Below are 18,798 nucleotides of genomic sequence, written 5' to 3'. Positions count from 1 at the left end.
TTAGGCATGACTACGCACCCAACCAATTTAGTCAGGTTTTTACGTTGCTTAGTTATACTAAATTTTTTACACTGGTAATTATATCAGATATACCGCGACCAGTCAAGGAGTTAGGGGAACTATTGTCACACGAGTGGTCATTGAGCTTGCCGAAATGTCGCTGATATCTCAGCCCTAAAGCGACTGAAGCTCTACGCTTACCGCGTATTTCTGTAAGTTCTTTTATCTGCATTTTAAGAGAGTTCCGAGTTAGAAGTAAAAACTCTAAACTCCTAACAGAGGCGATTAATCGCGTCTCTCCGAACTCCTGTACAGAGGCGATTAATCGCGTCTCCTAACGTAGCGTTTGACACTGGGAGCAAAAGTGACTCGATCGCCCAGCTAACCTAATCCGTTGAATTTCTGTGCCACAAACTCGACAGGGTTCTCCAGCGCGGTTATAAACCCAGGCTAAACCACCATAGTTGCCGTTAGTACCTTTAACATTTAGGAAATTACTAAAAGTCGTACCACCAGCTTCAATACTCGTTTCTAACACTTGAATGATGGCTGTTCGCAAACGTTCAATTTCCTTTAACTGCAAATCTATACACAAAGTTTCAGGTAAAATTCCACTCTTAAACAGTGCTTCATCGGCATAAATATTACCTAATCCCGCCACCATCGACTGATCGAGTAGCGCAGTTTTAATCGGACGACGGCGGTTTTGCAGTTTTAGAACTAGATATTCGACAGTGAATTCCGGTGAAAATGGATCTGCTGCCAGTTTTGCCAAACCAGTCATAATACTTTCTACAGCAACACCAGGCGGAACCCACCACATTTTACCAAAGGTACGCTGATCAACAAAGCGTAATTCCTGCTGATCTCCAAAGAATAATCTTACCCGCGTGTGCTTATGTAATGGTTCATCTCGATGCAGCCATAGTAGTTGACCGGTCATTCGCAGATGAACCCCTAGCCAGCCGGAAGATGAGGGCGAGAGTTCGGCGAGAAGATATTTACCGCGACGATGCCAAGTAGCGATGGCTGCGCCAACCCCTCCGGGGTACGCATTCTTTGTAATTCCGTCAACAAATTCACCGACAGAAAACGGGTAGGCGATGGTGCGATCGAGCAACACATCTCCACCCGTAATTTCTTGGTTGAGGGTCAATTGATTTAGACCCTTTCGGACTGTTTCAACTTCAGGCAGTTCAGGCATTCAAACTGATTAAGCAAGCAATTTTAATGTACTTGGGGGTAAATAAAGAAGAGATAAGGTAGTATCTTAGACACACCTAGGTGGCTTATCGTACTACCAAAAATAAACCGTAAATACCCGCAGGACGGCTTCTCGTAGATTAGGTAGGCTAGGATGAAGAATGAATCAACTGAAAGTTTCATACTTCATACTTCATACTTCCGACTTACCTTCATCATCGCATCAAACAACCCCCTTGTAGCTTTGCTGCTTATTTTTTAGGTGCTTTAGCCTTTGGTGCTTCGACCTCTACTAATTCATCCTGGGCAAAGTTGTTGGTATTGATACCAGCGTAATTTACCTTATCAAAGCGGACAATTACTGGGTATTTGATACCGCTTTGGTCAATGGAAGCCACAGTTCCAAGATCCTGAAACCAGTAGGATTCAGGGCGGAGAATACGTACTTTAGAACCACGTTGAACCATGATTATTTTCCCTTTATAGTTATCAATCGCCAATCTAGAGGGCTAATTGATTTCACTCTACAACCTGAAGGTCGCACCAAGAGTCTTTGTTAAGTTATTTGTCTGAATTTGGTATAGGGCATTGGGTCTTGGGCATGGGGCATGGAGCATGGGGCATGGGGCATGGGGCATTGGTTATTCTGCTTGTCCCACTCCCCACTCTCCACTCCCTTAGCACATCTCAAATTTAAAATTGTATTAGACTCTACTTGACAAGGTACACGTTATAGTATACTTTTGTTCGCAACCAGTATTTTTGCACAAACTTATGTTTTACTCAATACGAACACACTCCCCTCGTTACCTCTGCTGATCCGCAGATCGTTATCTATATAAGTGATATCTAACCAGCCTTGCTGTTTATCACTGTTTATGACAACATCAATCCCCGGAAATTTTCTACCAGCTTCAATTTGTTGGATAAAAGTTACCGGAGAATTGTATTCTATTAAACGTTGTAAGCCGATAATAGAACGCTCAAATTTCACTTGGACACGGCGACCTGAAACTGGCTCAAATTTAGCAGCAACTGTGACTAATCCTGACAAATAAGGTAAGCCATAAATCTCAGCTATATTGTAAACACTAGTAGTGTCTACCCGAATAGACTGATAGATTTGACCCAGTTTGCACAAAGGTAGACGATCTAAGTTTAAAAGAGCCTTGCTAGTGGTGTATAGTAATCGCCAATCGCCATCTAGTAAATTAGTAGCTTCCACCGGACGGGGTGTAGGATTAAAGTCTTCTAAATTGGCGATCGCAGCTAAGATAGCCTGTTTCTGTGTTTCGGTCGCCACTAAACCGCGATTTGTAAGTGCGATCGCATCCATGAGAGCCGCTTTTCCCATCATCGCCTGTCACCTCAAAAATCACTCACTTTCCATCAGCATAAACAAGATATTCATCGCCTATGTGTAGAAGCATAAAAATTACTAATAATCGCTTGACGTCAGCCATACGTCTATTAAATAAAAAATTTCTATCGGAATGCGGATTTATCAACTAAAGGGTTGAAAAGATAACTAAATAAATCCATGTCAAGTGATAGACTCTAAATGTCAACTTACGTAAACCTTTTCTTGTCCTGACTCGATATGTTGAACTCTCAATTACGTGAAGTAGCCCGTAAGCAACGAGCCGATGTCATCCCCCTAAAGTTAGAGTCCTCTTTGTTGGACTGGTTGCAAACCAACGGTCGGATCATCGCGCGTAACATTCACGAACCGGATTTTCAAAATGACGCAGAAGGAATAGACTCCTTAATCGGTGTAGAAGATGGAATTGGCTACGACCTTGATGATAATGATGACGATATAGGAATCGCTGAGGATTAACCTTTTCAGGCTAGGGACTTGGTTGTATCCCTAGATTCCTGGTAATCAGTTTTATTAAGTGTGGAGTGAAGGGAAACTTCTGTGGACGCTAAATTATCTCCTGAGCAAGGATTAAATATTTCTGGAATCGCTCTAGCCTCTTTATTAGCCGTAGGGCTAGCTACAACAGCATTTTATTTGGATTCGATTGCCAATCGGCTACCCTGGCAAAGTATGTCGTTAACCCTGCCACTATTATTGTGTGCTATGGGTTCCGGTGTCGTAGGCTATTGGGTAATACCCCTACTTCAAGCACTCAAAACTGGACAAATAATTCGGGAAGATGGACCCCAAGCCCATCTAAAAAAGGCAGGCACCCCAACAATGGGAGGTATATTTTTTGTACCTGTAGGTGTGATAATTGCCTGTATATTGTCTAACTTTGCTACAGATGTGCTTGCAGTTTCGGCATTGACAATCAGCTACGGATTGATTGGCTGGCTGGACGATTGGCAAATTCTGCGCCGGAAATCAAATAAAGGTATATCTCCCGCAACGAAACTGGCTTTGCAGGTGGGTTTTGCGGCTGTGTTTTGTGTATGGCTGATGTTTAATCAACCTTCTAATATTACAAATATTGCTTTACCTTGGGTCAGCTTCACACTACCCTTGGGATTCTTATTCTGGCCTCTAGCAGGTTTTGTGCTAGTTGCAGAAAGTAATGCAACTAATTTAACAGATGGGATTGATGGCTTGGCAGCAGGAACAGTTGCGATCGCACTTTTGGCATTAGGTGCCTTAATCGCACCCACAGCACCAGGGTTGATGGTTTTCTGTGCTGCTTTAAGTGGTGGGTGCTTAGGTTTCTTAGCTCATAATCGTAATCCAGCCCGCGTTTTCATGGGAGATACTGGTTCTTTAGCACTGGGAGGAGCTTTAGCTGCTGTAGCGCTATTGACAAACACTTTAGTAGCTCTGTTCATTCTCAGTGGTATCTTCTTCGTAGAAACCCTTTCGGTGATGGCACAGGTAAGTTATTACAAAGCCACAAAGGGACCCGATGGCAAAGGTAAGCGCCTGTTCAAAATGGCACCCTTACACCATCATTTAGAACTAACTGGCTGGTCAGAATTGCAGGTGGTTGGAGTATTTTATATGATCGCTGCTATATTGGCTACTATCTGTTTAGCGTAGGCATCGCTCCATTCTGAATGTTTTAAAAGCTGCTCGAATACAAAAAACAACTCCTACATCTTCAGGGAGTTTTTTTCTATAGGTATGGTTTATAACTATATTGTACATAGAGTCTAAGTAGCAATCGCCCTTGAGAAAAACTTGCGGTTTACTGATCTTGTGACTATTATGTATCTGAGCATATGATATAAGTTCATAGAAAACTTACTGAGTATCTAGTAAACACTTAAGTTGGGAATATAGCACTATAAATGCCCCAAAGGCGATTCTACGATAACTCATGAAGATGAAATTAGAGGGTAGCTCTTATTACGAATGACTTACTAGTTACTACTTGCTCCCTAAAGTTAGTTTGGCTCACTACTATAGGTCATCGGCTGAAATTATCAGAGTTTGAAGAAGTTCAAATTAAGTTCTTTGTTACTGGGTTCTACCTAACTGGAAAAGGTTGTAAGTGCTGTTAGCGTAGCAGGGCTTAAGCGAATATTGAGTGCTTAATAGAACTTAATAGCTTAAGCATCCCTTTTTGATTATGTATTGGTCTAGGTAATTTATGATGCTCAATGGAATTATTAAATAAATATATTTATTTAATAGTACGATTTCCCACAACTCGTTGTTTAGTATAAATTTCGATCAACCACAGAGTTATTTAGGTCTGAGGAGTATAAGTGGATAAAAAACAAAGAAGGCTTAACAGCAAAAAGATTTCTCAACTGACTGTTGTTAAGTATGTTTCCTATATCTTAGGGGCAAGCCTGACAACTTCCTTCGCAGCATTAATGGGTATTTTAGTCAATCCCACAGTTGCTGAAGATAATACTGTTTTTCAAAAACAACAGGCTGCATCTTTAACTGAATCAGCCAGCACTCAAATCAAAAAAGCGATTGTTTCTCCTAAAATACACTCTTCAAATCTCAGTCCAGCACAGATTCTTATCATATCACCAAACCAAGGTGGTCATCAAATTCTATTACAAGCTCAAACTCCCTCTGCTGACTCTCAGACTCAATTAAATGATAGTGAATTACGTCAAAGGCTAAAAATTAAGCCTTTGTTAGGAGGCATAGGTGGTAAACAAATCTATTATCCTAGCCTCAGCTTTGGAATTCCCAGTGCTTTCGGAGCTAACTGGGGAGACTTTTTCGTGGAAGCATCAGGAGGAACTCGCAGAGATATCAATGGCAATGGTGGTTTGGATGGGAGTATAAGTGCGGGTTTTGGTTTGGGAGATAGCCAGAAGTCAATCGGTTTAGAAGTCGCCTTCAACGAAGGTAGTATCAAAAACTTTGGTGATAATGGAACCTTCGATCTCAAAGCCCACCGTGTTCTCTATGCTGGTAGTACCAATCAAATTGCGGCTGCTGTTGGCTGGAATACGTTTGCCCAGTATGGGAATGAAGGAGTAGCTGATTCTAGTGTCTATGGTGAAGTTACAAATGTCTCCTTGTTGCAACCTAACAATCCTGAAAATCAGATGCCATTGGCAGTTAGCGTCGGAGTGGGAGGCGGCAACTTCCGTTCCGGAAATGACGACGTTGGGGTATTTGGAGGCGTGGGTTTGCAAGTTTATCCTCAAGTAGGCATCGGTGCATCTTGGAGTGGAGTAGCTTTAAACGCTGGAGTTTCTTTCGTTCCTGTCCAAACTATTCCTCTGACGGTTGTGCTTCAAGGTTTAGATCTCACCGATCGCACTGATGGTGGTAGTGCCGTACTTTTGAGTGTCAGCTATGGTTTCAATTTCTTGCCTAAGTAAATCCTTTTATTTTCAGAGAATCCCTATGATCAAAATCAAGTCTCTAATCCTTGCTCTGAGTCTAAGTCCTCTGCTTTTGAGTGCTTGGCAATTGCCAAACCAAGCTCAACTCAGCCCGAATACGCCCAGTAAGGGACCTGCTGGTTCAGTCAGTGGTAATAACTCAGGTGCCTCAGGTGTTACCATTTTCTCAGTGCCTATCACTATTAGAACTGGTGGCACAACAAAATCTGGCAACATTACAGTGACTAATAGTGGTGGAACAGTTAGATTTACTGTGCCGCCAGATATTCAAAATACTCTGAATACATCTGCACAAAGATATGTTGTCAGCTTACGAACTGGCGGGCTGACACAACAACAATTTGCAGCTTTGCTTGGGGCAGTGGGTCCTCTAATTGTGAATAGGACTGAAGCGCCAGTTCCTGGTCGGGTTTTGGTAATTGTGAATATTATTCAACCGCTAGTTCCTGGTGGGGGATCGTTGTTAACAGGTAGTGGTAGCAGTGAAAGTTTTACCACTATAGCGGCTGCTATTCGATATGTAAGGACTGCAATTACTACACTACCTGCCAAAGGCTCTATTTCTGTTGAAATTGGTGGGAACACAACAGTTATACCTCCTACTCAAGCCCCAACCCTTAATAGTTCATCAATAGAAACTGTAAAAAAGGTTGTTACGTTCAAGAAATCTAATGGGGAAATACTTAATTTTGAAATAGTTGGTCCACGGGATAAGGTTAAGAATGCAAATATTGTTTTAGCATTTGTGTTAGCAGCCGGAGTTGATTCTAGCGCTGCGAATACTTCGATCAGGCTGGGGTTAACAGGCGCAGATCCTCTATTGACAACCGATTTAATTTTGAGCCTCAACGGTCTAGTAACAAACCAGAACGATGTCAATCTGACTAAACTCAATCAGGCAATTAATGCCTACAATACCATTGTAGACAAAGCTGATAGCAATTCTTTAAAAGCTTTGAATAATAGTGCTGATTTTACCAATATTAGAGGGTTATTGCAAAATATCAGAGTGCCTCTAGGTTAAAAGCTCTAAATCTTTTGGTGAACTACAAGCAATCCCTTAGCCAAAAAAGAGTATGAAGATATACGGCTGATGTAGTAGACTTATTATCTTCCACTCCCTTTATGGAGTCTAATCAAAAATCAAACCTATCTCTTCAATAAATTGGGATCAAGCCAAGAATTTAAAAAAAAATTGACAAAATATAGCTTTGGCTCTTTGGGGTTCTTCGGGTTTAATAAGTAATCAAGCGGACATGATATAAAGGGGAAACCTGAATTAAGTATAAGTATTTACATACTCCATAACCCGATTCTTGCCTGTTCGCTTTGCCTCAAGCATCGCTTGATCTGCCCGATTCAGAAAATCCTTAACTGTAATCCCTGGTTCTGATACAGCTATTCCAAAGGAAGCGGTGATGCTTTCGAGAATCTGATCGCCGTCCTTCAATTGCATTTGTTCAACATCTACCCTTATTTGTTCTACTCGCTTCCTGAGCGTTTCCAGCGTCATATTAGGCATAACAATTACAAATTCTTCACCACCCCATCTGCAAGCAATGTCAAAGGAGCGAATAGATTTTAACAGCAGTTTTGCTAATCCCTGAAGAGCAATGTTGGCAGTTAAATGCCCATAGCGCGAGTTGTAAGATTTGAAGTTATCGATATCAAGGAAAATAACACTCAGAGTTTGTCCCGATCGCTCAGCTTCCGCTAGCCTCTGTTCTGTTATGGTTTGCATATAGTTTTGATTGAATAGTTGGGTCATCCCATCCCGCAAGTTATCATGGGTGAGACGTTGTTTTATCGATAGATTATTCAGTGTAAAGCCTAATGTTCTAGCAATAATCTCACTAAGTTGTTGCTCTTCTGGGGTGATTTCTTCAAGCGTATGAATGTATAAAATCCCAACTACTCCGCCTTGTGCAAACAGGGGAACACACAAATTTGCGCCGCTAACAGGCTGTATTAAGTGGCTGCATATCAGTCCTGAGTTATGAGGCGATAAAAGGTTGAATTTCCCTCTCAGCAATGCCCAACACTCAGATTTTGAAAATATTTCTTTACTTCTTGTTTCGCCTCCCCAAATACTATTCATCTCAACATAATTCTTGGAATTAGCAATTACACAGATACAACCACTCATATTAGGAAACAGTTTTGAACAGGTTAAACCGACCACTTGATATACATCATTTTCAGACTCGCAGGAATAAAGCATATCTGCCATATCTGAGAGATATATAAGTTCTCGTTTTTTTGCCTCTGATTTCAGCGTTCTTTCTTCTAGCTCCTGATTTAGATCAATGAGCAATCGCTCTGTTTCTATGGATTCTGTAATATCGATACTAAACCCACCAAGGCGATTAGCGCCCGTTGCGTAATCGTTAAACGGAAATTTAAACGATAGCCAATAGCACGGCTGATCATTACCAGGCATATTTACCTCTTCAATCAGCTTCAAGGGGCGTAGAGTCTTCAAAACCATTTGATCGTTTTCTATTATCTGCCGCGCCTGTTGTAGATTTGCCAAGAATTCAATATCCGTTTTTCCTAACCATTCTTGGGGATCTACCGAAAATCTAGACTGTACCAGGTTATTGTAGTAGAGCATTCTAGATTGCTCATCTTTGATATAGGCTATAAATGGCCCATTATCTAGGAATAGCCGTTGCATCTGCAACCTGCCTTCAAGTTCGCGGTTATCTTCTTGAAATCTGGCGATCGCCTTTAGAATTTGATAAACAGTTGGCATCAGGTAGAGTAAGGTAGACAAGGAAATAAACGCCATTACATCAAGCACCCCCAAATGCAGCAGGGACACTGGCGAATGTGGCTCCAAGACCGCCAGAAGGTGATGAAATCCGCAAAATAATATGAATCCACCTGATAACAGAAAGGCTAGCCAAAACTTAGAAGGGACAGTTGCCTTAGTTTTTATAAAGAAAATCCCTATTAATATGGGAATGCCAAAGTAGGAAAATGCAGTGATGCCGTGAGCAATTATACAATTCCAGTAAATAGGCTCCATTGCTTACCTGATATGAATATTTCATCCGTTTCAGTATAATTATACATAGACTCAAGATGTAAGCATACAAGGGATGAATTTAATGCGTGATGTGTAAGTTTTACAAAAGTTATTATGGTAACTTTCTGAACGGCTGCTCATTTCATCCCCTGACAAACCTGACTTACCAAGTGAGTGAGTTCGGGCAAAATCAATTTTTCCATTGCCAGTCGCACAGCATTACTGGAACCCGGAAGCGAGAATATTAATTTATTTTGATAAACACCAGCAACGGCGCGAGAAGCGATCGCCCGCGAACCAATTTCTTGATAACTTAAAAAACGAAATAACTCACCAAATCCGGGCAAGGTTTTCTCCAGCAACTTCTCAATCGCATCGTAGGTGGTATCTCTTGGTGCAATACCTGTACCACCATTGAAAATTACAATATCCAAATTTGAGCTTTTACCCAGGTTTTCTATCTGCCCTTGAATTTGTGTTGGTTCATCTTTGATAATCGTATACGCTCCTACAGCATGGTTAGCACCAAGGAGTAATTGCTGAATTAGCTGCCCACTTTTGTCTGTTTCAAAAGTGCGTGTATCGCTGACAGTAACCACAGCACAAGTTACCATAATTCCAGGTGAGTCTGGGTGGGGTTGTTGTATCATAGGTTAAGCTTTTAACTCTTGATAACGAGTAATTTTGCATGGAAAATAGCACATTGGACATGAAAATAATTACTTATGCCCAATGCCCAATACTTCTCTAGCAGAGGCTGCGCCAACGACTTCGATCAGTACAAGTGCTCAATGCCCTATTTTTCAGCTTTGCTCAGTCCCAGATCGTTTTCTTCAGCATACCGCTCCATGAAACGCATAAAGCGATCCCATTCTTGGGCAGATTTCATTACGTAAAACGCTTCTAATTCTTCCGGTTTCCCGTTGACAAATTTAGCCTTAACTTCACGGGTAATTATCTCCCCTTCTTCGTCAATCAAGTACATCCCGGTAATATCTTCGGTGCTACCTTGATCTAAAATCTTCGGATTCGTAAAAATAAATGTCGCTGTGCCACTGTCGCCAGTGCGCGATCGCGTCAGGCGCACCTCTGGAATTACTTCTTCGTCAAGACCTCTAGAAAACTGGATTTTCGTCATGATCAATGAATTTAAACTTTTGTGATAGTTAATTTAATATTCTCTCACCAATTAGAACATCACGGTCTAGAGGCTACTATTATTCATTTTTTCAGTGTATATACTTAAATTGGCTCTTTTTCAAGTAACAACATTGTGAGATCATCGTTTTCAATTGTAACTTGCATTATTGCACCTGCAAACCGCGAATGTAAGTCAACACGGTAACGTGAGGAGCAGTAGGCAGACCGAAAGACCGATGAACTTCGCCAGCGCCTGCAATACCCCACTCATCCAAAAGGCCAGTACCGCCCACAACTAAGCTGTAATTGATCACAGCGTAGATAGTGCTTGATGTCGCAAAAACACTTGTCCTTCTAGCTAACAGTGCATAAGTCACCTAGCGCCAGATGATTTCAGTATTAGACATCTCCAAAAAAGAATTGTTTTGACGTAGCACTGCTACGTCTCTACAAGGGTTCTGGGTAACGCATATTTAATTTCTGGAGATGTCTATTACATAGACAAGCTATATGAGATCGTTATAATAAAAGTTTAGAATTCCCGAAAAACACATCTGCTTCTCCCTTTTCAGGGAGTTTATTGAAGCTGACCGCTAATCGCTGTAATGTTTAGAATGTTTAGATAGTAACAATTTAAAAAAGAAAGAACTCGTAAAAGATCATCCGCAGGAGTAAGTAGGAGTCAGAAGATTGATAGACGCAATGGAATTTTTTGAGCTAAGTGCTGGTAAGTGGCGATCGCAACGTGCAACTCATCATCTGGCCTTCAAGCGCTCAGAGATGGGAGAATCGGATATACAGGTAGAAACTTTAGCTGCCGATCATCCAGAAATCATCGAACTGTGCCAGTATCATCAGATTGACCCTAGCCTTTCAGTAGGAGGATCGCGTGTGCGTTGGCTAGGCACAATGGCTTGGGATAGAGAGGATGAGGAGAATCATCAGGGGAAAACCATATTTGCGATCGTGCCTGATGGCGATAACCCAAGGGCTGGCAAATTACTCCGCGAAAGAGGCTATGCCGAAATTATGCCTGTAGTCGGTCTTTTTCACATGGATGATGAAGATGGATTAGTGTTGACAACCGAATACGAAACAATGAGTTCGATTGAGCGATTCTGGTTTGGTAGCCCAAATATGCGACTGCGAACCAGTACAGTCAAACGCTTTGGCGGCTTCAGCACGGCATCATTTTGTACTGAAACACGGATTGAAACTTCTGTTGAGGTTGCCAGCACAGAAGAAGTTACAGAAAGACAAGCGCCGGATGTTCTGGAAAAAAGAGAGTTTTATTCTGTTTTGGGATGGTGAATAATCTCCAGCAGACTGATGCTTTTACTCGTGGGCGAGATTATCTGCATCTCGTACAGGGACTGGCTCTAGAACCGGGTATGGTGGATGTGTTTGAAAACAAGCGCGATCGCATCCCCATTTGCACTTGGATCGGTGAAAATATTAACACCGTTAATACTCAGATCAACGCCTATCTAGGATTTTGTCATGAGTGCTTTCATCCCCAACAGCGTCGCCATATCCAAATTTTTGCAGTACCCATAGCTCAATCCTTCGGCATAGACGGGCTGTGCAACATTCTCACAAACCCAATCACCATTTTGGTAGATGTTGGTCGAGTTGCACCTAGAGACTGGTTTGGTGTAGTCGTCCATGAATACGCCCATGCCCATCTAGGAGACTTTGGTCACAATCAGCAGTTTGCTAGCATCCTATCCCATCTATGCTTAGGACTGGGATTGGAGCCACCCGACTGGAAGGTAGGGATGGAAGCAACTTTGCGTAGCTGGCCTCACTGTAAGTCAACCATAGATCCCCTGGAATTTTGGATCGGTCACTGAGGGACAAGGGGGACAAGGAGGACAAGGGAGAATAACTAATGCCCAACACCCAATACTTCGACTTCGCTCAGTACAAGTGCCCAATGCCCCATTAATTTCTTTTGCTAAATGTTAAAAGTTATTGCTTCAGTTAAAAAAAGTGAAACTGAATCTCCTAATCTAAAATATGTGAATAAAGTTTTTTAGTCATTTACATGGTCATTAAGCTAGAAGCCCCACTCCCTTTTTTTAATTAGCTATAAGTTGAATCCAGTAGGCTAATTGTTTTCTTACTAATACTTAAATTGAGGAAGGAGGAATGGGATTACCCGCTGATTCTTTGATGATCATGGAGAGTGGCTCGGAGTCTTGGCGGCTTCCGTCGAGTCCAAACTCCCGAACCCGAAGGGTGAACCTCGAAACAAAAATCAATCACTGCCTTGGGAAGCAGGGCAGCTGCCTGGGTTCTTCATAAAGTGAGGATAAAGCTGGCAACAGTAGAGAGGGAGAGTAAGACCATCACCGGATTTGGTTTCGGACACTCATTGATGAGTGTGCCTAACGTGGCATCTGCCTATGAGACAGGAAGCCCTCGCTGTATTTGGTACTCTGAATCAGCTGTGGGTACTTCACACTTGTTAACTTTAATTAAGAACATGGAGGCTTTAGAGTGGCAATTCCTCTGTTAACATATGACCCTTCAAGTCAAAACCAGCGTGTAGCAGCATATGAAGTACCGGGTGATGAACAGCCCAGGCTTTTTAATACAGACAATCTGCTTTCTCCGTCAGATTTAGATGTTCTGATCGAAGCAGCATATCGTCAAATTTTCTTTCATGCCTTTGCTGTCGATCGCGAAACAAACCTAGAGTCCCAACTCCGTAATGGACAAATTACAGTGCGGGACTTTATTCGTGGGTTGCTGCTTTCCAATACCTTTAAGAAAAGCTTCTACGACCTCAACAATAATTATCGCTTTGTTGAGCATGTAATCCAGAAGGTTCTAGGACGCGACCCATACAACGAGCGGGAAAAAATCGCTTGGTCAATTGTAGTTGCTACCAAGGGTATTGTCGGCTTGGTTGATGAAGTACTCAACACTGAAGAGTACCTGAGCAATTTTGGATACTCCACAGTGCCTTATCAGCGCCGTCGGATACTACCATCTCGCGCTGAGGGTGAGTTGCCATTCAACATTAAATCTCCGCGATACGAAGATTACCACCGTGCCAAACTGGGTTTCCCCCAAATCATTTGGCAGGTAGAAGTACGCAGATTCCTCCCACAAGAGCAAAAGCCCAAGGCTGGCGATCCGTCTCTATTCTTGTCTATGGCACAAAGTATCAATGCAACTGGCAATCCGCCACAAAGGATCTCGTCATTCAACATTGATATCGAAAAGTCTGTACCTTATCGGCAACTGACAGGAATTAAATAACGATTTTTGGTCGGCGGCTGGCTAGTACATCCCTTTGATCATTTTATAGCGTGCATGAGTCTTGGGTTATGTAGGAGTTTCATTTAGGTAGAAGTAGTGAAACAGACTCTATCCCATGTCTGATGCACGCTAGTTGTTAACGGGCATTGGGCATGGTTTTTTCTCAGTTGCTAAGTAGACGTCACCGTAAAAGAGGTTCGGAAATATTCAGACTTGATGTTGGGTTTCACTACGTTCTACCCAACCTACGAATGATTAAATTCCATACCCTTTTTGTGGTGTTCTGTGCTAACGGAACGTAGATTAAATAATAGGACTTACGCAAAACTACATAGTGTAGGGGCAATTCATGTAGCTTTAGCTTTCCTACGAAACGCTACGCGAACCCGCAGGGTATTACCCGCAGGGTATTGCCCCTACGTAAAAATAAGGGTTTCGGCTATTGTTTGCGTAAGTCCTGAATAAAATGGAAAACTTCATCCTGTCTCTAGCTTCCCTCTCCTTTATAAGGCTACGGTAGTCGAATTACCCCCCTTAATCCCCCCTTGGAAAGGGGGGAGACTGGAAATCTAGTTCCCTCCCCTTTCCAAGGTCCGGGTTAGGGTGGGGTAAAACCCTGGTTAATCAGCTATTTCAGACTTGTGTGTACACCATAGCCTTTATAAGGAGAGGGATTGAGGGTGAGGTAAACCAGGGACATAAATTGTATGTTATTTAATTCTTATTCCTAAATGTCTGTGAAATGGTGATGGTTTCAGGCGTGGGATGAGCTTAAAGTGTAGTTCGTCTCTTTAACATCTCCACAAGTTTTGTAAAGTGGGTGGGAGGAGTAGCTGTCACCTCAATCAACTCTCCAGATAGGGGATGCTGCAATTTTAGCCGCCAAGCGTGCAATGCTTGACCGGGCAAATTTACCCCTACTGAATGACCAGAACTATAAACTCGATCGCCGACAATTGGATGACCCATTTTGGCGCTGTGGACACGAATTTGATGGGTGCGTCCAGTTTCTAATTGAAAGTGAATTAAGGTGAAGTTACCAAGGCGTTCTAGTACTTGCCAATGAGTGACGGCGACTCGTCCGCCTTCTTCAACGGGTATAATCGCCATTTTCTTGCGGTCTTGGGGATGGCGACCAATGGGCAAATCTATAGTCCCACTTTCAGTTTTTGGCGCACCGTAAACCACGCCCAAGTATTGTCGCCGTGCAGTTTTAGCTTTGAGTTGGGCTTGTAGGTGACGATGGGCAATATCTGTTTTAGCGATCGCGATCGCCCCCGTAGTATCCTTATCCAATCGATGGACGATTCCCGGACGCTGAACTCCCCCAATTCCTGGTAAATTGGGACAGTGTGCTAATAGGGCATTTACCAAAGTGCCATCTGGATGACCGGGCGCAGGATGGACAACTAAGCCTGCGGGTTTGTTGAGAATGAGTAACTGGTCATCTTCGTAGAGGATATCTAAGGGAATATCTTCTGCAAGCAGTTCTAAGGGTTGAACTTCTGGTATATCGAGAATGATGCGATCGCCTACCTTGACATTGATCTTCTTAGATGTGCAAACTTTATCGTTAAGTTGGACGTTACCCTGTTCGATTAACTGTTGGATGCGGGAACGGGATAAATCTGGTAATTCTTGGGCAAGGTAACGGTCAAGGCGATCGCATGAAGTGTTGACGCAGTGTATCATACTCCCAAGGGGAAGCAAACTAGGTACAGCATCCTCTATATGAGAAGACAAGCGTTCGCTATTTTCTGGGATTTGTAAATTAAATTCGGTCACAATTGCTCTAGATTAATTCCCCGTTCTTTAAGTAAAGCGCGGAATCCTTTTAATTGGGCTTCTGAACTTGGCTAAGGGATTTCCAAGAAATAAATTATTCAATCTTGTGGGGTTAGCATCTTGCCCGCCTTTGGTTACTGGGCGAGCAAGATGCCCACAATAAATAATTGGATATTTTTTTATTTGGAAGTCTCTAAGTAGATAGTTTCGTAAATTGTTGGTCAATTCAGGGTTTAAGTTTAAACGCAAAGGGGCGCAGAGGGGCGCAAAGTTTGTTTGAGTCACATTCGCTACAAATTTATGCAAAGCTGTACTAAGTCAATTAATATAGCAGGAGTCAGGAGTCAAACAGGCTTTATATGTGACTTTCCATCTCTCTTCCTTTGCGTCCTTCTCTGCGAGACGCTGCGCGTTCGCGTAGCGTCTCGCAGAGAAGGCGGTTTGTTATTCTAAATTTATAACTTCTGGCGGTAACTCAAAAAAACCATCTTCCCCAGCTTCAAAATCAATCACCTGATATACAGCATCAATATTTAACTCACCATAAATATGAGGAAATAATTCGCCTATTTCAGCAGGTTCATAGCGAATTTCAGCTTGGATTTTATCAGAATCAATAAAAAGCAATACCAATTCTTTTTGATTAGAAACAAATGTATTTGCAACTTTGACTATTTGCCTTGACTTTGAACAATGAATAAAGCCTTCAGAATCGAGTGAATCAGCGCGATAGCTGCCCAAATCTTTTGCTTGTTCCCATTGTTGGCTTTTGGTGATGTGGAGGATAGTGTTCATCTTACTTCTAGAATTTTGCGAATATCATCTAAAGGCAATTCGGGCTTAACGGCTTCATCAGAACAAAATTCCAGATATAATGTATATTTATTTGTGGTGACATTTGAGATGTATATTTGCATTTTCAATTTTCCTTTCTGCCAGCCTTTACCGCTAATTTTAAGTATCTGGCAATCTATAATCAAATTCAATTTAATTTCATCTATTTTGATAATCTCTTGATTAAGAGATATTTCCTTTAAAAATTCAGAAATTTGAGTGGTAGTCTTTTGAGTCATGTGATCAAAAGCACTATGACGTTCCCACTTGCTGCAAATCTGTTCCCGAACTAATTCCTTTAATCTGCTGACTTTAAAAGTGTCTTTCTGGAAGAGTACAACATCATCGTCACAGTCTAGAGTAATGAATTGATTATTCATATGAATGTAGTTAATTCAGAGTGGACAATATCTACTTGATAATTTCAGCTTATTCTGCAATTTTGTTGACATCAATACGACTTACGCTCTGTACAAATTAACCATAATAATATATATTACGTAAAATCAACGTTTCAGGCGCCCAACACAACCCTGATTTAGTCGCATATTGAGTGTGTTGAGTGTTACAGTTATTTTCAGGTAAATAGACCACGCAGTAGGGGCACAGCAATGCTGTGCCCCTACGACAGATGTGGTTCAAACACTTGAATTCTGCTGTAAATATGGCTTAAAAACCCAAATTTTGTATAGTACATATGTATGACGCGTAAGTCCTAATCAAGTTAGTTAATATTAATCCTAATAGTTAATGTAATTTAGTAAGTGTCTGCATGATAGGTTAAACTAATCAACTATTTTACTCCACAATTATTAAAATTATCCCAGTGATAATATTTATATTTGAGCTACTAAAAATAATCGCTTTAGAACATTACTCTTGAAAAATTACGTAGGCAGGCAGAGTTTTTATCAGTGCCTTTGCGTGAGGTTATCATTTTATAGATTCGGCGGAATACAAACATCTGGCGCACATAACCCCAGAAACTCTAGCGTTGTCACCTCAAAAGTATCCAAATCTACGCGGCGGATGGCGTGGTTATTAGTATCAGCAATATATAGATATGAATCCATAACACTCAATCCCGAAGGTTCAAAAAAGCGGCTATTCTTACCTTGACCATTTTCTAAACCAGCAAAACCATCTCCCAACACTGTTTGACAGTTTCCACTCGAACTAACTAATTTAATTTTATGGTTATAGGTATCTGCCACCCACAGAAAATTCTCGGCGTATTCTACTCCCAAACAGTGTTGTAAACGCACATCTTCACCTTGTCGATCTACATCGCCAAAACCAAATAAACCCCCACTACCGCAAACGGTTCGCACTTGGTACGGTTCTACAATTCCCACACCACGAATTGAACTAACTTCACTGTCAGCAATATATAATTCTTGCCCATTATTAGTAATACCACTAGGTTGAGCAAAGGCAGATTCGCTGAGTGAACCATCAATACAAGCTTCTGCACCAGTACCAGCATAAGTTTTGATGATGCCAGTTTCTAAGTCCATTTGCCAAATTTGATGCGGTCCAGCCATTGCAATAAACAGGGTATTTCCCACTTTCACTAAATCCCAAGGGGAATTTAGCGCAGTTTCTAAACCAGCACCGCCATGAGGACGAATATTGCGGCTTTGTTCACCAGTTCCTGCGATCGCTTCCACTACTTGACGCTTTAAATCAACTCGCTGCAGGGTATGATTGTCTGTATCAGCAACATAAAGAATCTCATTTTCGGCATCAAATGCCATTCCCTGTGGTGCAAAAAATTGCGCTTCATCAAAAGCACCATCGCTTAAGCCAGATTTTCCAGTACCAATTAAGTGCAGAATTTCCCCGTCAAAACTACTCACAACTAAGCGGTGATGTCCAGAATCAGCGATGAATAAACCTGTTGGAGTAGCTAGAACTTTACCAGGAAAAGCTAGAGGTGTAATTAATGGTTGGCGCTGTTTTTCTAAAGTCAAGCTGAACTCTTGAAAATTAATTGTACCTTTGTCTTGGTGTTGCTGAATTAGCTTTTGAATTAACTCATCTAAAGTGTCACGGTTTCCTTCACCAGATATCTGGCCAATCACGTAACCTTCTGGATCAATAATTATTAACGTCGGCCAAGCACGCACAGCATACTCTTGCCAAATCCGAAAACCACTGTCAACTACAACTGGATGTTCAATGTCATAGCGCAGGATAGCTTGGCGAATACTTTCTGTTTCTTTTTCGTTGTCAAATTTGGCGGAATGGACACCGATAACGGTAAGGCTATCTTTATATTTTTGTTCTAAATATTTTAGGTTTGACAGAATATGTAGACAATTGATACAACAGTATGTCCAAAAGTCTAAAATTACGACTCTACCCTTGAGTTGTTTAAGAGACAAAGGTTTATCGGTGTTGAGCCAAGAGTAATTTTGCGGTAATTCTGGCGCTCTGACACGGGGAATCATAGGTAATTCATAATTCCTAACTCGTAATTCGTAATTAAGAGGATATTTAAAAAGTCGCAAAGTATACTATAAACCGCGCTTCCATTCCTCTCCCCCACAGGGAGAGAGGCTTTTAAACCCCCATTCCCTTGTAGGGAAGGGGGACTGGAGGGTTAGGTTTCTGAGATTTTGATGTTACCAAAAATACTTTTAGAACATCCTCTAAGCTCGACTTTATCCATTTTTTGGCAACGCTTTAGCTGACGCTGAAAGCTTTGTATGACCGTAGTTTTACTTTTTAGTTTTCAC

The 18,798-nt window shown here is 41.7% G+C and carries 18 protein-coding genes; 7 read left to right on the top strand and 11 right to left on the bottom strand.

The features are described 5' to 3' along the window. Nucleotides 1–334: 334 nt before the first annotated feature. The 3 genes from V7K15_RS19200 to V7K15_RS19190 all read right to left on the bottom strand — a co-directional run bounded on the left by V7K15_RS19200 (nucleotide 335) and on the right by V7K15_RS19190 (nucleotide 2,560). The gene (locus V7K15_RS19200; RefSeq protein ID WP_334907693.1) at nucleotides 335–1,204 is read right to left on the bottom strand and encodes a DNA-formamidopyrimidine glycosylase; all 870 of its coding nucleotides are present in this window, start codon (nucleotides 1,202–1,204) and stop codon (nucleotides 335–337) included. A gap of 250 nt (nucleotides 1,205–1,454) precedes the next feature. Then, nucleotides 1,455–1,670, bottom strand: coding sequence for a photosystem I reaction center subunit IV (locus tag V7K15_RS19195; RefSeq protein WP_100899784.1), 216 nt, complete (start codon nucleotides 1,668–1,670; stop codon nucleotides 1,455–1,457). Nucleotides 1,671–1,975: 305 nt separating this feature from the next. Further along, nucleotides 1,976–2,560 carry a PAP/fibrillin family protein gene (locus V7K15_RS19190; protein WP_334907691.1) on the bottom strand — a complete coding sequence of 195 codons (585 nt, stop codon included), beginning with the start codon at nucleotides 2,558–2,560 and terminating at the stop codon, nucleotides 1,976–1,978. 243 nt (nucleotides 2,561–2,803) lie between these two features. Between V7K15_RS19190 and V7K15_RS19185 the strand changes: the two genes are divergently transcribed. The 4 genes from V7K15_RS19185 to V7K15_RS19170 all read left to right on the top strand — a co-directional run bounded on the left by V7K15_RS19185 (nucleotide 2,804) and on the right by V7K15_RS19170 (nucleotide 7,021). Next, nucleotides 2,804–3,043, top strand: coding sequence for a DUF3134 domain-containing protein (locus tag V7K15_RS19185; RefSeq protein WP_334907689.1), 240 nt, complete (start codon nucleotides 2,804–2,806; stop codon nucleotides 3,041–3,043). An 81-nt stretch (nucleotides 3,044–3,124) separates the two neighbouring features. Beyond that, on the top strand, nucleotides 3,125–4,216 hold the full coding sequence (gene mraY / locus V7K15_RS19180) for a phospho-N-acetylmuramoyl-pentapeptide-transferase (RefSeq protein WP_334907685.1): 1,092 nt from the start codon (nucleotides 3,125–3,127) through the stop codon (nucleotides 4,214–4,216). Nucleotides 4,217–4,887: 671 nt separating this feature from the next. Further along, the gene (locus V7K15_RS19175) at nucleotides 4,888–5,973 is read left to right on the top strand and encodes a hypothetical protein (RefSeq protein WP_334907683.1); all 1,086 of its coding nucleotides are present in this window, start codon (nucleotides 4,888–4,890) and stop codon (nucleotides 5,971–5,973) included. A 25-nt stretch (nucleotides 5,974–5,998) separates the two neighbouring features. After that, the gene (locus tag V7K15_RS19170; RefSeq protein WP_334907681.1) at nucleotides 5,999–7,021 is read left to right on the top strand and encodes a hypothetical protein; all 1,023 of its coding nucleotides are present in this window, start codon (nucleotides 5,999–6,001) and stop codon (nucleotides 7,019–7,021) included. A 255-nt stretch (nucleotides 7,022–7,276) separates the two neighbouring features. On the opposite strand, the gene V7K15_RS19165 is transcribed toward V7K15_RS19170, so the two are convergent. From V7K15_RS19165 to V7K15_RS19150, 4 genes are all read right to left on the bottom strand, one after another. Beyond that, entirely contained in the window at nucleotides 7,277–9,028 is a 1,752-nt protein-coding gene (locus V7K15_RS19165) for a diguanylate cyclase (RefSeq protein WP_334907679.1), read from the bottom strand. Nucleotides 9,029–9,165: 137 nt separating this feature from the next. Beyond that, nucleotides 9,166–9,678: a MogA/MoaB family molybdenum cofactor biosynthesis protein gene (locus tag V7K15_RS19160; protein ID WP_334907677.1), complete on the bottom strand. Its 513-nt coding sequence runs from the start codon at nucleotides 9,676–9,678 to the stop codon at nucleotides 9,166–9,168. Nucleotides 9,679–9,824: 146 nt separating this feature from the next. Continuing rightward, nucleotides 9,825–10,166: a photosystem II reaction center protein Psb28 gene (gene psb28 / locus V7K15_RS19155; RefSeq protein ID WP_292791194.1), complete on the bottom strand. Its 342-nt coding sequence runs from the start codon at nucleotides 10,164–10,166 to the stop codon at nucleotides 9,825–9,827. A 166-nt stretch (nucleotides 10,167–10,332) separates the two neighbouring features. Beyond that, the gene (locus tag V7K15_RS19150; RefSeq protein WP_334907675.1) at nucleotides 10,333–10,545 is read right to left on the bottom strand and encodes a hypothetical protein; all 213 of its coding nucleotides are present in this window, start codon (nucleotides 10,543–10,545) and stop codon (nucleotides 10,333–10,335) included. Nucleotides 10,546–10,861: 316 nt separating this feature from the next. Here V7K15_RS19150 and V7K15_RS19145 point away from each other — a divergent pair, with 316 nt between their 5' ends. From V7K15_RS19145 to V7K15_RS19135, 3 genes are all read left to right on the top strand, one after another. Then, nucleotides 10,862–11,479 (top strand): phycobiliprotein lyase, encoded by a 618-nt coding sequence (locus V7K15_RS19145; protein WP_334907698.1) that lies wholly within the window; start codon nucleotides 10,862–10,864, stop codon nucleotides 11,477–11,479. Continuing rightward, nucleotides 11,473–12,021, top strand: a complete 549-nt coding sequence (locus tag V7K15_RS19140) for a hypothetical protein (RefSeq protein ID WP_334907673.1) — start codon at nucleotides 11,473–11,475, stop codon at nucleotides 12,019–12,021. The genes V7K15_RS19145 and V7K15_RS19140 overlap by 7 nt, the downstream gene beginning before the upstream one ends. A 649-nt stretch (nucleotides 12,022–12,670) precedes the next feature. Continuing rightward, nucleotides 12,671–13,438, top strand: a complete 768-nt coding sequence (locus V7K15_RS19135) for a phycobilisome rod-core linker polypeptide (RefSeq protein ID WP_334907671.1) — start codon at nucleotides 12,671–12,673, stop codon at nucleotides 13,436–13,438. A 771-nt stretch (nucleotides 13,439–14,209) separates the two neighbouring features. Here V7K15_RS19135 and V7K15_RS19130 read toward each other — a convergent pair. The 4 genes from V7K15_RS19130 to V7K15_RS19115 all read right to left on the bottom strand — a co-directional run bounded on the left by V7K15_RS19130 (nucleotide 14,210) and on the right by V7K15_RS19115 (nucleotide 18,510). Then, the gene (locus V7K15_RS19130; protein ID WP_334907696.1) at nucleotides 14,210–15,130 is read right to left on the bottom strand and encodes an RluA family pseudouridine synthase; all 921 of its coding nucleotides are present in this window, start codon (nucleotides 15,128–15,130) and stop codon (nucleotides 14,210–14,212) included. A gap of 537 nt (nucleotides 15,131–15,667) precedes the next feature. Beyond that, nucleotides 15,668–16,018 (bottom strand): DUF952 domain-containing protein, encoded by a 351-nt coding sequence (locus V7K15_RS19125; RefSeq protein WP_334907669.1) that lies wholly within the window; start codon nucleotides 16,016–16,018, stop codon nucleotides 15,668–15,670. Further along, nucleotides 16,015–16,437, bottom strand: coding sequence for a KGK domain-containing protein (locus tag V7K15_RS19120; RefSeq protein WP_334907667.1), 423 nt, complete (start codon nucleotides 16,435–16,437; stop codon nucleotides 16,015–16,017). Before V7K15_RS19120 ends, V7K15_RS19125 begins: the two co-directional genes overlap by 4 nt. Nucleotides 16,438–16,995: 558 nt before the next feature. Continuing rightward, nucleotides 16,996–18,510 carry a thioredoxin-like domain-containing protein gene (locus V7K15_RS19115; RefSeq protein ID WP_334907665.1) on the bottom strand — a complete coding sequence of 505 codons (1,515 nt, stop codon included), beginning with the start codon at nucleotides 18,508–18,510 and terminating at the stop codon, nucleotides 16,996–16,998. Nucleotides 18,511–18,798: the final 288 nt, after the last annotated feature.

Origin of the sequence: Nostoc sp., assembly GCF_036919815.1 — a bacterium.
Lineage (GTDB): Bacteria > Cyanobacteriota > Cyanobacteriia > Cyanobacteriales > Nostocaceae > Nostoc.
Note: the sequence above shows the minus strand (reverse complement) of the source record. Positions and strands in the feature narration are given on the sequence as shown.